Source organism: Desulfatiglans sp. (genome assembly GCA_012513605.1).
Lineage (GTDB): Bacteria > Desulfobacterota > DSM-4660 > Desulfatiglandales > HGW-15 > JAAZBV01.
Genome location: JAAZBV010000039.1, coordinates 20523 through 34137 on the forward strand (window position 1 = coordinate 20523; position 13615 = coordinate 34137).

The window sequence follows — 13615 nt, forward strand, 5'->3', positions numbered from 1 at the left end:
GGATTGTAATTTTGTCAACATTTTCATTTATTGATAATCAAACAGGTGTGTCAATCTGAAGACCCCCACCACATCAGGATACTCCTGCCCAAGGAGACTCATTGAGTCTGTATTATACCCTATTGTCCATATGTTTATAACCTGGTAATTTCCTGAATCATTTTTCTCGTTATCAACAATACCGATGTGGTCAAACATTGTTCCATTCTGTATGCCGGTATCCAGTATAACAATATCGCCAGGTTTAAGCGTTGCCATATCTGGCTTGCCATTTCCATTAAAAACATTAATAGCATTATGTTTCAGATAAATCTGTAGGTTTCGTGTTCTTCTATGGTCAATATTATAATCCGGCTTCCGGATGTTTTCATACCGCTCCGGGTGTGATAAAACGTCTTCATGAACAAGCGCCTGCAGATCAATGCCAGCATGCCTTAGAGCCCTGATGATGATATCAGTACATACAGCCTCTTTTAAAATAGGTCTCCCTGTTTAATTTTATCCTTGTCAGGATTCGAAGGAGAGAGCGCAACTCTGAAACTTTTTATTTGGGCCTCACCTTTCTTAACTGTTAATAAACGTTCTTCTTTGTATATCTTTATCCATGTGTCAGATACCATCTCCTGATTAACAAAACCCTCCAGACCGGTAAGGGCCCTGACCCTGATCCATTGCCCGATATTTTCTTTTTCATTCAATGTCTGATTATTCCTCAGCTTTACAACTACCCTGAAATCCTGTCCGGCTCCTTCACGTAAATTTATCTCAGGCCTTTTGGTATAAAGGAGCGCATCAGCATTGCCGGGATGAAAGAGGCAAAACAATGAAATGGTTGTGATAATTATTTTTATGGCTAATTTGAAAGCTTCTATTGAGTCTCTGCTGGTTTAAATTTTAAAAAAACCTTTCCCACACTATAAGCAACCATGCTATTGCGGCAATACAGATACTTAAAAAGACAGCGGCAGAACCAATATCCTTTGCCCTGCCTGAAAGTTCGTGCCTTTCCATCCCGACTCTGTCCACTACTGCCTCAAGCGCAGAATTCAAAAGCTCTACAAGGGGGATAATAAGATAGCTTATTATCAGGATTGCCTTCTGAATGCCTGTTTCACCAATGAAAAAACCGGAAGGGACGAATATAATCCCTGCAATGATCTCCTGTCTGAATGCCTCTTCATTTTTCCATGCGGCCTTGAATCCTGCCACACTGTAGAAAAAGGCATTTACAAGCCTTTTTAATCCTCTGTTTGATCCATCACCCATATGCCCTCATTTAATCTATTGCGGCTGTTCATTTACAAAATCGATAACAGTTATTTCAGGAGGAGATAGAAACCTTATTGGCGGGCCCCATGTGCCGGTGCCCCTGCTTACATACAGATAGGAATTGCTGCCAAGCTCATACAGGCCATCCATGTACTTAAACATCATACCTACAAAAAAATTAAAGGGGAATATCTGCCCCCTGTGCGTATGACCTGAAAGCTGCAAATCAAACTTACCAATATTTTCTGTTTCAATCCTGGGCTGGTGTTTTAAAAAAATGTTTAATTTATCCGGTGAAAAAAAATTGATCACACCTGCTTCATCAATCTTCTGCACAAAGCCGCCCCTGTTTACAGCAGGGTCATCAATCCCTGCGATGTTTATAAATCCGTTTACCTGTACACCCTCGTTTCTGAGCAGCCTGAAACCGCAATCCTCTGTAAATTTACCGGTAATATGAATGCCCGCAAAAAATTCGTGGTTCCCGGTTGCAGCATATTTTCCATACCTTGTTTCAATATCCCTGAACAGCCTCTTAACCTTATCCTGCTCCCTGAGCCCGTCATCAATAAGGTCACCGGTCGATACCAGTATATCAGGTTCAAGGCCTGAGATAATATCAGTAATTTTTTCGGCTAATCCTACACCGTTAAGGCGGCTGAAATGGATATCCGATATCTGCACAACCCTCAGTTTTTCCACACCAGCCGGGAGTTTTAATGTCTCAATTGTAACCCTCTCACTCCTGATATTCCACGCCTCATATAACCCGTAAAGATTTATAAAGGCAGTCAACGCAATTACACAAATTAGGGCTATCCGTTTGTCAGGTATTAGCTTCAACAGGTTTATGTTAAAAATGTGTGAGGATAAATAGATAATAAACCTGTAAATATCAACCGCCAGGTTAAGTGCAAAGAGCAGAAAGAGGATGCCCATCCATAAATAGCCTGTATATGTGATTAGGGTTGACAGGGCCTCCGTCCCTTTACCCTCTATCATGCGCATAATAATTGGAGAGAGCAGGAGAAAAAAGAGGATAATAATAAATAAAATATTCTGCGACAGGGTTAGGTTGAAGGCCCTTGTTACCTTTCGGTAAAAATAGAAATGCAGAAGTGCATACAGGGAGAGAAAAACACCTATGAACATGATAAAAGCATAATTGAATCTCATTTAATCTCCGGGAATATTAGTAAATATGGCTATATAATAAGCATGCATAAGTGTCAACCGGGCCATTAGCCTTGCAGCTTCTCTTCCTCTTTACATGGGTCTCTGTCCTCTTTAGGCGACATTATCTTTACCTCCGGTAATATATCCTTGAATTCATCAGCAAAGATCTCCCACAGGGTCACAAAGAGCCCTGCTATGATCGGGCCAATGATCATACCCACCATACCGAACATGAGGATGCCGCCCAGTGTCCCGAATAGTATCATAAGCTCATGCATCTGTGTATCCTTGCCGACCAGTTTTGGGCGAAGCAGGTTATCCATGCTTCCGACAACAAGACCGCAGAATAATAAAAGGATGATTGCCTTGATTATGTGCCCGGTAAATAAGAGTATAACAACTGTGGGCAGCCACACTATTGCAGAGCCAACACTGGGTATAACAGAGAGTACTGCCATGATTGTACCCCAGAACAGGGCGCTTGGGATTCCTAGAGCGGCGAAGGCAATACCTGCAAGTGCCCCCTGCAAAACCCCTATCACAATTGTTCCCTTGAGGGTAGCGCGGGTAATAGAGGTGAATTTATCAAGCATCCTTCTCTCAAACTGATCCTCAAGGGGCAGATAGTAGAGTATCCTGTTTAAAATCTTATCCCCTTCCAGAAGAAAAAAGAACATGCAGTAGAGCATGATAAAGAGGTCCAGTATTATGTTTACCGTGCCTATGGTAATTGAACTGAGTTTGTCTATAATAAAACCGCTAAGGCTTCCGGCAAGTTCACCTGCCTTTGAAATAATCTGCTCACTGTACGGCGCTATAGACTGGTAGAATGGCAGGGATTCAAATAAATCTGAAATCGTGCCGGGTTCGGAAATCTGGCGCTCTATCCAGGGCCTGGCAATAGTGCTTATCTTTACGGCCTGGGCAGCAACAACCCCTAAAAGCCCGGTTAAGGGAATAATAATAATGCATAAAATCAAAATAACTGTAACCGCACTGGCAGCAACACGGCGTCCCTTAAACCACTTTTCAAATTTATGAAATACGGGCATCAAAAGCGCGGAAAAGATGGCTGCAAGGAGTACAGGCATAATAAACTGCCTGATCATCACAAGAAACAGGATGGAAATCAGTACTACCAAGACGATCAATATCCAGTTGTTAACAGCCTTTTTATTCATTTAAAGTGCCCCCTGAACTAAGCGGTTTTAGTGAAATGATCATACTTACTTAAGGATATCAAATATTTTCCCTGTCCAGATTATCAGTATAAATCGAGTCAGAAAGGTGGCTAAGAGGTTTATTCGTAAAATATCTCCGGTTATTTAATTTGCTTTCCGGTTATTGTTTTAATATCAAGCACGTCCTTTTCTCTGCCTGTCGCTGATTTATTTTTGATTAGCTTTTCCAGAGATATTACCGGAATATTTAGTTCTCCAATTTCCACAGAAATTTTGTCTCCATCAGCCTCTTTATATGTAACCCCATCGACTTTTGTTATGATGTCAATCCTGCGGGGGATCACACCTATCTGGAAAATAATGCCTTCAGTAGAAAAATCATCCGGCTTGATCCCGTCAAGTGGCGCACCGAATCGTGCCAAGGCTCTGAATATTTTTTTTGAATTAATTGGATCAGGTTTGACCCAGATATCGATATCTCCGGTGGCTCTTGGATATCCGTGAGTCCCCAATGCATAGGCCCCAACTATCATAAAATCAACTTGTTCTTCTAATAATAGTTGCAACATCTCTCTGTAATCTTCGTTCAGCATCCTGTCCTCTTACAAATGCCCAATTGTCTTTTGTAATCTCCCAGATCATGGAAAATAATTCGTTTTTTTCTGAATGGACATATTCACTATCATTGTCTTCGAGATCAATTTTTTTGATTATTTTCCTGTCCATTTTCATTTTAAGTACAACCTGATTCTTATAGTTTAAATGCAACTATTATTTATTTGAATATATCCTTAATAAACTTAAGAAGATAGGCCAATTTTATGGGGCATTATGAGAAAATATTGATTGTGTGTCAAGGGATAATGGCCTATCTTCTATAACTTTTAGCGTATAATTACTGTGTAGTAAAATATAAGGAACTTTCCATGACAGAAAGCGCCTTATATTCAGTTTCTATTTCAGCGCTTCATTATAAAGCCTGTTGACTGTCTCCCAGTTTATCACATTCCATATGGCCTCAAGGTAATCACCCCTTTTATTCTGGTACTTAAGGTAGTATGCATGCTCCCATACATCTATGCCAAGAATGGGCGCACCCTTTACCTGTGCAATATCCATGAGCGGGTTATCCTGATTCGGGGTGGAACATATGGCGAGTTTCTTTTCAGGTGTAACTATAAGCCATACCCAGCCTGAACCAAACCTGGCCATTGCCTCGCTGTTCATCTTCTTTTTAAACTGATCCATATCCCCAAAGTTCACTTCTATATCCTTTTTCAGCCCTGCGGAGGGTTCGCTCTTTTTAGGTGAGAGCAGTGTCCAGAAAAGCCTGTGGTTATAGTGGCCCCCACCATTGTTTCTTACTGCATCACCCAGTGTCGAGATATTTTTCATGATCTCTTCAAGGCTTTTACCCTCAAATTCTGTACCCTTAATGGCCTTGTTAAGATTGTTTACATATGCGGCGTGGTGTTTTGAGTGGTGGATCTCCATGGTCTGGGCGTCTACGTATGGCTCCAGGGCATCGTATGGATATTCAAGGGGGGCAAGCTTAAACTCGGCATACGCATTACCTGTAAGTAAAAATATAGAAATCAGTGTTAATATAAATGACTTCATTTTTGCCTCCTTTATAAATGTTTTGATTGTCTTTAGTGATAGCCAAATTTTGAATAATATAAATACGAAAATTTGGTTGTAAACTTTTTTAGATTTTTTGTTTATAATAGCCCAAATTATTTAAACCCCTTTGCAATAAAAATTTTAAGACTGAGAGATCTCTAAAAATGGAAAATAACCCTGTCAGGATAAATCAGTTCAGCCGTAAAGCAAGAATTACATGGGGTATATGCCTTAATACTGTTGCCGCACTGCTTTTAGCAGGGGCAATATGGGTACCCTTTATATTTGAGTCTCAGACCCTGAGATACCAGTTGGGGGTTGCGAGGAGTATGCTGCTCACAGGGCATATTATGGGCACTGCTGCCGGCTTTCTTCTGTTTGTCCAGATGATACTTGTGAGCAGATCCAGGTTTCTTGACAGAGTATTTGCCATAAACCGCCTTTTACTTTTCCACAGGATAGCTGCCATAATAATCCTTTTTATGGCAGTTGCTCATCTGCTTCTTATCCTTAATACCCTCGGGAGCCAGATCCTTTTATTTGAATTTAGTCAATGGCCTGAATATACAGGCCTTATATTACTTGTAATGATCGCAGGCATAGTATTTTCAGGCCTGTTCAGGGGTATGATCGGTATTAAATATCAATTCTGGATATCGTTGCACAGGGTATTTACACCTTTAGCAATCCTTTTATTATGCATCCACCTCTTTTTCGTGAGTAACACATTCCATTATGAGGGCGCCTATATACTTGGGCTCTCCTTTTTTACAGCCTGTCTGTTTGCCTATTTTTTACTCAGGCTTATAAAACTCACTCTTTTCAGGGCCGCTTTCAGGGTAGATAAAATTAAAGAGGCAGGAAAGGATATCCACACCCTTGAGCTTATGCCTGAAAAGGATCATGGTATTGTGTATGCCCCCGGCCAGTTCGCATTTTTAAAGATAAGGTCATCAGTAATTTCACGTGAAGAGCATCCCTTTACCATCTCATCCTCTCCTACCAGGCAGCCAGCGCTTCAGTTCACCATTAAAGACTCTGGTGACTGGACAAACAGGGTAAAGGAGATAAAGGCAGGGGAGAGGGCCTTTATCCACGGCCCGTTCGGGATCTTCGGGCACATTGATTTTGATTCTATTGATGAGCTGATCATGATTGCAGGGGGGATCGGCATTACCCCAATGTTGAGCATACTCAGATACCTGCATGATATTAAGTCAGGCCGCAAAATAACCCTTTTGTGGAGCAACAGGACACGCAAAGAGGTTGTTTATGCGGATGAGTTGAATGATATGGCAAAGAATAATCCTAAGCTATCTATAAAATATCTGTTCACAAGAGAGGAGGGGCAGAATAAAAGCCCTGTAAGGCTTAACAGGGACGGTCTTGAATTGCTTCTTACTGGTTGCAGCAGGGAATCAATCATCATTTTATGCGGGCCTCCGGCCATGATGACACAGGTTAGAAAAGGGCTTATTTTGATCGGGTTTAGAGCCAGCTCCATCATTGAGGAGCGTTTTAGCCTTTGATATATTGACATGAACGGTATAATTACTAAATTCACAAAAACATAATTATAAAACCATTTAAGAAAAGGAGATGATCAAATGAGACAGGTGATAAAGACCATTATTTTTCTTGTGGCAGCAATACTGTTTTCCGGTTTTACCCAGGCAGCGCCTGTTGAGTGGAACATAGACAAGGCCCACTCAAACTTTTATTTTGATATCAGACACATATTTTCAACCATCAGGGGGAGCTTTGACGGCTTTACCGGCAAGGTACTCATTGACTCTGAAAAACCTGAGGCGAGCAGCGTTACATTTGATGTTGAGGTGAAAAGTGTTAACACGGGCATTAACCAGAGGGACAATCACCTGCGAACAAAGGATTTTTTTGATGCGGCAAAATTCCCGATCATGAAATTCAGGTCAAAGGGGATCAAAAGTGTAGGGGATAATAAATATATAATGACCGGGGACTTTACAATAAAGGATGTCACAAAAACCATAGAGGTGCCATTTACATATCTTGGTGTTAAAGACAACCCATCAAAGCAGGGCGAGCTTGTTTCAGGGTTTGATGCCCTGTTTACAATAGACAGGCTGGCGTACAATGTGGGTGATGGCAGTTTTTATAAGATGGGCCTGATAGACAAGGATGTTAAGATCTTTATATCGCTGGAGTTAACAAAGAAGAAATAGCATAACACGAGCGTAGAGACAGGTTTTAAACCTGTCTCTACCAGCAGGCAACGCTTTATGAACCAACGAAGAAATCAAAAATGTTTCCCAATGTGCTTGTATCGGCTTTATAGATTTCTGTGTATCTGCATCGTGTGCAGCTTACAGTAGTGAACTTTTTATTCTGGACATCAAATATCTTGGAGAAAAAGCCCCCTGTAGCTGCAAATTTATCTACATCAAATTCGTCATTCCTGCACTTTGGGCATTGCCATTTTTCATGCTGCATAATTGCCTCCTTCTTAAATAAGGTTATTTCGCCATCCGGTTACATGCTGTTTATATAGCTTATATTTCAATGATTCCTTTAAAATGTGTGCCAGCAATTCATTGCCCTGTATATCATAATTTTCTGGAAAAGCTAATTCTTGACTGAGTTTATGTGAAATGTTAATGAAACCCCATGGATTTCAGTTATTATGAACTGTTGATGGAACAGGCTTTATTAGAGGCAAAAAAGGGTTTTGATGAGGGCGAGGTCCCTGTGGGGGCAATTATTGCAGACCATGAGGGTAAGATAATCTCATGCGCCCACAATCAGCCCATCGGCCTTAACGACCCGACTGCTCATGCTGAGATTCTGGTCATAAGAAGGGCAGGGGAGGTCTTAAAAAATTACCGCCTCACTGGTTTGACCCTGGTTGTTACAGTTGAGCCATGCCTCATGTGCATAGGGGCAGCCATCCACAGCAGGATATCAGCACTGGTGTTCGGCGCCTTTGACCCTAAAGGAGGCGCTGCCGGGTCTTTATACAACCCGGCGATTGATACCCGCCTGAATCATCGCATAAAAATTATCTCCGGGGTCAGGGGGAAAGAGTGCGGTGATTTACTAAGCGATTTCTTTAAGGCGAGGAGAAATCAGAAGGAGCTCTAACGGAGAGGTACCGAAGTGGCCGTAACGGGGTCGACTCGAAATCGATTTGTCTTGTGAATAGCAGGGCACGTGGGTTCGAATCCCACCCTCTCCGCCAGGCTTTGTTCGAAACGAAGTGAAGAACGAAGCCTGCCACGGCGTAGTTTTATCACGAAGCCGGGCTATTAGAGCCAGATAACTACTGTTCGTTTCGAGCTATGCCCGGGCAAGCCAGGTAAGAATGTTCGAAACGAAGTGAAGAACGAAGCCTGCCATGGCGTAGTTTTTTCACGAAGCCGGGCTACTAGAGCCAGATAATTACTGTTCGTTTCGAGCTACGCCCGGGCAAGCCAGGAAAGAATGTTCGAAACGAAGTGAAGAACGAAGCCTGAGTGCGAGTAAAGCTGAAAACGAGACCCCCTTGTAAAAAGGCATACCGCCATGCAAAACTTCTTTTATGTATATATCTTGACCAGTGATGACGATCCTGAATGCCATTATACAGGATTTACTGAGGATCTTGAGCAGCGTCTTAAGGCACATAATGCAGGTCAGGTTCCACATACTAAAAAATATAAACCCTGGCATTTCGAAACCGTTGTAGCCTTCCGATCCCGTGATAAAGCAGTAGCGTTTGAAAAATATCTGAAATCTCATTCAGGTAGAGCATTTGGTTCAAGACATTTATGATGCAGGAGAAATACAAACCCTGGAAACTCATTACGTACATAGCTTTCACAAATGAAACGAAGGCAATGGAATTTGAGCGATATCTTAAGTCCGGTTCAGAAAGGGCTTTTGCTGAAAATCATTTATGGAATAAAACAGAATAAATAAATGCACTTCTTACATTTATTCCATAAACATTTCAGGGTGCATATGCATTAATGAAACAGAATATCCCGGTTATGAGAAGGCAAACCGGGCGGGTTCAAAATTCTTTGCCATACATATGCGATTGTTTCCAAACGAATCCAAGGGTAAACCGATTTTATCAGCGCTTTGGTATATGGTAAAGGACGAAACCCCTTTTAGAAAAGGTATGTTTAATTTGTATGAAAAGGTTGTTTAACCAACTTATCGAACTAGTTTTGCTGGTGACTCTGATAGGTGAAAATAGGAAGATGCAAGTAGACAAGGGTTCATATTTGAGTAAAAATTAACTTGATTTACCTTTTTACCTACGTCCAATAGTTATACAGGCTATCCAGAATTGTATAATCAAGTGCCATCTTATTGATATCCTCTGAATAATTGATAATATAATTCAACCTTTTATGCAAAGAGAGAGTTAGGGGTCTGGTTTTTTATTTCCGTGTCAAAGCTGTAATTATGACAGCAAAAATTCATTGAAATACATTGATTGATCTTTTGGCTCGTTCACACGGAGACCATGTGAACCAGAAAAAACTCTCATTTGCATGGTAACTAAAAAATGCTATAGTCTTTTTAAAAAAAGGAGTTTGCCATGTATGAACGCATTTCAATAGATCCTAAAATTTGTCATGGGCAGGCCTGCATAAAAGGGACACGGATACCGGTTCACCAGATTATACGCATGCTTGCAAGCGGTGATAAATCGGAAGAAATCATTGAGGATTACCCATCATTAGTAGCAGAAGATATACAGGCATGCCTTGAGTATGCAGCGTCTCTCGCAGAAGAACAACTTACGCCGGTTGAAATGATAGGATAATCTATAACACCATGAAGATATTTGTGGATGAGAATATACCTTTAATGACCGTGAAAGAGTTGCGTTCAAAGGGATTTGATGTCAGAGACCTTCGTGGGACAACCGATCAGGGCATAACCGATGAAGAGTTATGGAAGATTGTTCAAAAAGAACAACGACTATTGATTACAACCGATAAAGGATTTTCCGCACAACGTAATGAAACACATCATGGGATATTGATAATACGCCTTAAGCAACCATCCCGGTTAAAAATTCACCAACGAGTAATGCAGGCAATAAATAACTATTCAGAGGATGAATGGAAAGGGCTTATGGTAGTGATTCGGGATGTAGTTCAGAGTAGTTGGAAATGCTCTGCAAAAGATTAAAATAGTTGTCTATTGGGGTGGGGGATTAAAGATCACCTTCCATCCCTACGGTCAGTGAGGACTGAATAAATACTAAACAAACTGCATTGAGTAATATTTGGCAGTAAGATTTTCACCTGTAGCATGTTCAATCAAATTATCCCACCTGTAACACTTACCCGGTTTAAACACCTTTTCTATCAAGTATGCCCCGGTTTCAGGTTTATCAGTAAAATGTTCTTTAAAGGGTTTTTTAGAACCTGATATTTCTTTTCCTATATAATGATGCAATTGAGATGCAAGCAGTTCGCCCAACAGGTAATTATGATAATAACATGGATACAGTGCGACATGGATTTTTGCTGCGTAATCCGGGCTATTTCTTCGACCTGGCTTTTTTATCATTTGATATTTTTCCACAAGCCTCCACCAAAGACTGTTCAAATCCTGATCCGGATCTTCATACATTTTCATTTCAAACCTGAACATCACCTGAATCCAGCGGCTAACTACAAGCTGTTTAAGTACAAGACTCTTATATATTTTAGCGGCATTTTTTATCTTGGTTCCTTCTGAATTACATATGTTTGTCTGAAGCCATTCAGGATGGTAACAAAACCTGCCAAACATATTGGCAATGGCCTCGGTTACAAAACTATGGGCAGCATCTCTAAGATGATAAGGAAGAGCCATATTGTTGTATTTTGAATAAACACCATGACCCAGTTCATGGAGCATGGTCTCCATCCAGTATGTATCATCCTTAATATTTGCGAGAATTCTTACATCACCCTCATGGTTAATATCTGCACAATAGGCATGCTGGTTTTTACCTTCCTTTTCATACAGATCACTGTTTGAAAGGATATCATCGACCCTCAATCCTAAATTGCGAAAATATTGAGCGCATACCTTTAAAATATCCCTGCCCTTAAAATAATTATCAAATTTAACTTTGTATATTTCCGGACCTTCCTGAAAATATTTATCATGATAATGCCAGGGTTTTAATTCCTTCCTGGAAATACCATAATGTGCGGCAAGATAACTATCTATTGTTTCTTTTTGTGCCATAAAGGCGGGTTTGGTTAACTCATCCAGTTTGTCAAATAACCTTAAGATATCTATTGGCTCCTGTTCGTTAAGCTTTAAAGACATTTCATGAAAATTTGAATAACCAAGATCAATAGCAATATCATTACGCATTTTAACAATCTTTATTATGTCTTCTACAAATTCATTGCCTATTTCTTTACTTGCAAGCCATGCCTTCTCCAGCAACTCTGAATCTGTTGAGTTTTTTAAAATTTCATCAATTTCATTATCAGCTACTCTGTTTCCATCTATTCTTGCCCTGTAGCTGGTATACCTGTTTTCAAGATTTGCTTCGGCCTTTATAAGGGCCTTAAGCATTTTATTATCGGCCTGGTACCATTTATAATTCAGGTAAATTACCTCAAGTTGTCGCCTTATAATATCATCTTCAACCTGACCTGATTCTATTAAATTCTTTAAGGTTACATAGTCTTTTTTATTTGCATAGACGCCGGCTAGCTTAACCCTTAATTCGGCAGCTTTATCAAACAGCTCCTTTTTACCGGTAATATTGGCCTCATGCGTTACCCTGTTACATTCAATAGTGGGAGGTATTATTTTTGATTCGAGTTTATTAATAAATGTTATTAGTTTCTTTTCCATTTTAGAGGTAATAAAGCTCCTCATCCACCTTTGGTGGCAGCTCTTTTAATAGTTTATATGTCTTTTCCTTAAAGCTGAAAGGGCCTTCACCCTCTAAAAGGTCTCCCATCTCCGCCTCTATCTGGTCAGGGTCTTCACCCCTTTCCATGCGCGCTATGGCCTCTTCCATGCCAGGCCCAAGGTTAATCCCTGTCATGTCTGATAGTTTTCGCATAAGGTTTGCCGCCTGCCTGGGGTCATCCTCATTAATATTCTCGGCCTCCTTTGCAAGCATATTCATGGCCTGTTCAAGCTTGGATTCATCCATGCCAGGAATGGGCATATCATCAGGCTCTTCACCTTTGTGCTTTACAGTGGCAAATTTTGACATCTGCCTCTCAAGCTTTACTTTCTTGCATTTGGGGCAGGTCGGTTTTTTATCTGTATTTGCTGTAGATGAAAAAAAGTTGAATATCATATGGCATTTTTTGCAGTAAAACTCATATATGGGCATAAAGACTCCTTTAATTTTTTTGAATAATTAAAACTGGAAATACAAAAAAATGGATTATCAGTCAAACCATTTATGAATAACCGATTACAACTTGTAATTTTTGAGATATTACTATAATCTTCAGGAATCAGGAACACTTTAAGGAGAAAAAAATGGAAGTGCTCTGGGCCCCCTGGCGGATGGAATACATACTCACGGAAGGTAAAGAGACCTGCTGTATATTCTGCACTGATGATAACAGCGCTTGTGATGAAGAGCGCCTTATACTGCATAAAGGGAAAAACACCATTGTAATGATGAATAAATTCCCTTATGTAAACGCCCATCTGCTGGTTGCGCCTCACAAGCACTGTCAGGGGCTTGATATGCTCAGTGATGAAGAGAGGCTTGACCTCATCAATATGGTAAGCATAGCCACAGAAATACTGAAAAAGGCCTTTTGTCCCGAAGGGTTTAATGTTGGCCTGAATCTCGGCAAGGTTGCGGGCGCCGGTGTGGAAGAGCATATGCACTTTCATATTGTGCCCCGCTGGTACGGTGACTCTAATTTTATGACTGTGCTGGCTGATGTGAGGGTAATACCGCAACATATCAGGGAGACATACATGAAGTTGAAACCATATTTTAAGGATTTATAATAATTTTACCTGCAGGAGGGAGATTAGGGTATGAAACATATTAAATTTCTGATTTATGTCTTTATCGTATTTGTTGTAGTGGCGCTTATTATCCAGAACCATGAAGCCTTTAACACAAAGGTTGTTTTCCGTACAAACCTTATATTCAGTCAATTTGAATCTACCGGTATAACCCTCTATCTGATATCAGCCATAGCATTTACCTTGGGGCTTATCATATCATGGCTCTATAACCTGCTTGACAGGTTTCAGCTTAAAAGAGCGATAACAAGGCTCAGGAATGAAATTAAGAATAAAGACAAGGAATTAAACTCATTAAGAAATTTACCTATTACCTCAGAGAATGTCCCTCCGGGTGTGAGTGACAGTGATATGGATTTGACATAAACGGG

Annotated in this window: 19 protein-coding genes and 1 tRNA gene; 9 read left to right on the top strand and 11 right to left on the bottom strand. The window is 40.5% G+C overall.

What is annotated here, in order from left to right; translation table 11 throughout:
* Positions 1 to 27: 27 nt before the first annotated feature.
* From GX654_05565 to GX654_05600, 8 genes are all read right to left on the bottom strand, one after another.
* The gene (locus GX654_05565; GenBank protein ID NLD36322.1) at positions 28 to 480 is read right to left on the bottom strand and encodes a DUF1287 domain-containing protein; all 453 of its coding nucleotides are present in this window, start codon (positions 478 to 480) and stop codon (positions 28 to 30) included.
* Positions 474 to 824 carry an SH3 domain-containing protein gene (locus tag GX654_05570; GenBank protein ID NLD36323.1) on the bottom strand — a complete coding sequence of 117 codons (351 nt, stop codon included), beginning with the start codon at positions 822 to 824 and terminating at the stop codon, positions 474 to 476. Before GX654_05570 ends, GX654_05565 begins: the two co-directional genes overlap by 7 nt.
* A gap of 70 nt (positions 825 to 894) precedes the next feature.
* The gene (locus GX654_05575; GenBank protein ID NLD36324.1) at positions 895 to 1266 is read right to left on the bottom strand and encodes a diacylglycerol kinase; all 372 of its coding nucleotides are present in this window, start codon (positions 1264 to 1266) and stop codon (positions 895 to 897) included.
* A 15-nt stretch (positions 1267 to 1281) separates the two neighbouring features.
* Positions 1282 to 2445 carry a metallophosphoesterase gene (locus GX654_05580; GenBank protein NLD36325.1) on the bottom strand — a complete coding sequence of 388 codons (1164 nt, stop codon included), beginning with the start codon at positions 2443 to 2445 and terminating at the stop codon, positions 1282 to 1284.
* Positions 2446 to 2510: 65 nt separating this feature from the next.
* The gene (locus tag GX654_05585; protein ID NLD36326.1) at positions 2511 to 3626 is read right to left on the bottom strand and encodes an AI-2E family transporter; all 1116 of its coding nucleotides are present in this window, start codon (positions 3624 to 3626) and stop codon (positions 2511 to 2513) included.
* Between the two features lie 140 nt (positions 3627 to 3766).
* Positions 3767 to 4219, bottom strand: a complete 453-nt coding sequence (locus GX654_05590; protein ID NLD36327.1) for a hypothetical protein — start codon at positions 4217 to 4219, stop codon at positions 3767 to 3769.
* Positions 4164 to 4358 (bottom strand): hypothetical protein, encoded by a 195-nt coding sequence (locus tag GX654_05595; GenBank protein ID NLD36328.1) that lies wholly within the window; start codon positions 4356 to 4358, stop codon positions 4164 to 4166. Before GX654_05595 ends, GX654_05590 begins: the two co-directional genes overlap by 56 nt.
* A 222-nt stretch (positions 4359 to 4580) precedes the next feature.
* Positions 4581 to 5246, bottom strand: coding sequence for a superoxide dismutase (locus GX654_05600; protein ID NLD36329.1), 666 nt, complete (start codon positions 5244 to 5246; stop codon positions 4581 to 4583).
* Positions 5247 to 5413: 167 nt separating this feature from the next.
* On the opposite strand from GX654_05600, the gene GX654_05605 reads away from it, so the two are divergent.
* Positions 5414 to 6778: a hypothetical protein gene (locus GX654_05605; GenBank protein ID NLD36330.1), complete on the top strand. Its 1365-nt coding sequence runs from the start codon at positions 5414 to 5416 to the stop codon at positions 6776 to 6778.
* Positions 6779 to 6856: 78 nt separating this feature from the next.
* Positions 6857 to 7453 carry a YceI family protein gene (locus GX654_05610; protein NLD36331.1) on the top strand — a complete coding sequence of 199 codons (597 nt, stop codon included), beginning with the start codon at positions 6857 to 6859 and terminating at the stop codon, positions 7451 to 7453.
* 55 nt (positions 7454 to 7508) lie between these two features.
* Here the strand turns inward: GX654_05610 and GX654_05615 are convergent, their stop codons facing one another.
* Complete coding sequence (locus tag GX654_05615) at positions 7509 to 7721, bottom strand: GTP-binding protein (GenBank protein NLD36332.1); 213 nt, start codon at positions 7719 to 7721, stop codon at positions 7509 to 7511.
* A 201-nt stretch (positions 7722 to 7922) separates the two neighbouring features.
* Between GX654_05615 and tadA the strand changes: the two genes are divergently transcribed.
* The 5 genes from tadA to GX654_05640 all read left to right on the top strand — a co-directional run bounded on the left by tadA (position 7923) and on the right by GX654_05640 (position 10415).
* The gene (gene tadA, locus GX654_05620; GenBank protein NLD36333.1) at positions 7923 to 8369 is read left to right on the top strand and encodes a tRNA adenosine(34) deaminase TadA; all 447 of its coding nucleotides are present in this window, start codon (positions 7923 to 7925) and stop codon (positions 8367 to 8369) included.
* Between the two features lies 1 nt (position 8370).
* Positions 8371 to 8466, top strand: a tRNA-Ser gene (locus tag GX654_05625).
* 323 nt (positions 8467 to 8789) lie between these two features.
* Positions 8790 to 9038 (top strand): GIY-YIG nuclease family protein, encoded by a 249-nt coding sequence (locus GX654_05630; GenBank protein NLD36334.1) that lies wholly within the window; start codon positions 8790 to 8792, stop codon positions 9036 to 9038.
* A 778-nt stretch (positions 9039 to 9816) separates the two neighbouring features.
* Complete coding sequence (locus GX654_05635) at positions 9817 to 10044, top strand: DUF433 domain-containing protein (protein ID NLD36335.1); 228 nt, start codon at positions 9817 to 9819, stop codon at positions 10042 to 10044.
* A gap of 11 nt (positions 10045 to 10055) precedes the next feature.
* Positions 10056 to 10415 carry a DUF5615 family PIN-like protein gene (locus GX654_05640; GenBank protein ID NLD36336.1) on the top strand — a complete coding sequence of 120 codons (360 nt, stop codon included), beginning with the start codon at positions 10056 to 10058 and terminating at the stop codon, positions 10413 to 10415.
* 72 nt (positions 10416 to 10487) lie between these two features.
* Here GX654_05640 and GX654_05645 read toward each other — a convergent pair whose 3' ends face one another.
* On the bottom strand, positions 10488 to 12092 hold the full coding sequence (locus GX654_05645; protein NLD36337.1) for a M2 family metallopeptidase: 1605 nt from the start codon (positions 12090 to 12092) through the stop codon (positions 10488 to 10490).
* Between the two features lies 1 nt (position 12093).
* Entirely contained in the window at positions 12094 to 12585 is a 492-nt protein-coding gene (locus GX654_05650; GenBank protein NLD36338.1) for a zinc ribbon domain-containing protein, read from the bottom strand.
* A 152-nt stretch (positions 12586 to 12737) separates the two neighbouring features.
* On the opposite strand from GX654_05650, the gene GX654_05655 reads away from it, so the two are divergent.
* Both GX654_05655 and GX654_05660 read left to right on the top strand, forming a co-directional pair.
* On the top strand, positions 12738 to 13223 hold the full coding sequence (locus tag GX654_05655) for an HIT domain-containing protein (GenBank protein NLD36339.1): 486 nt from the start codon (positions 12738 to 12740) through the stop codon (positions 13221 to 13223).
* A gap of 30 nt (positions 13224 to 13253) precedes the next feature.
* Positions 13254 to 13610, top strand: coding sequence for a LapA family protein (locus tag GX654_05660; protein ID NLD36340.1), 357 nt, complete (start codon positions 13254 to 13256; stop codon positions 13608 to 13610).
* Positions 13611 to 13615 lie beyond the last annotated feature (5 nt).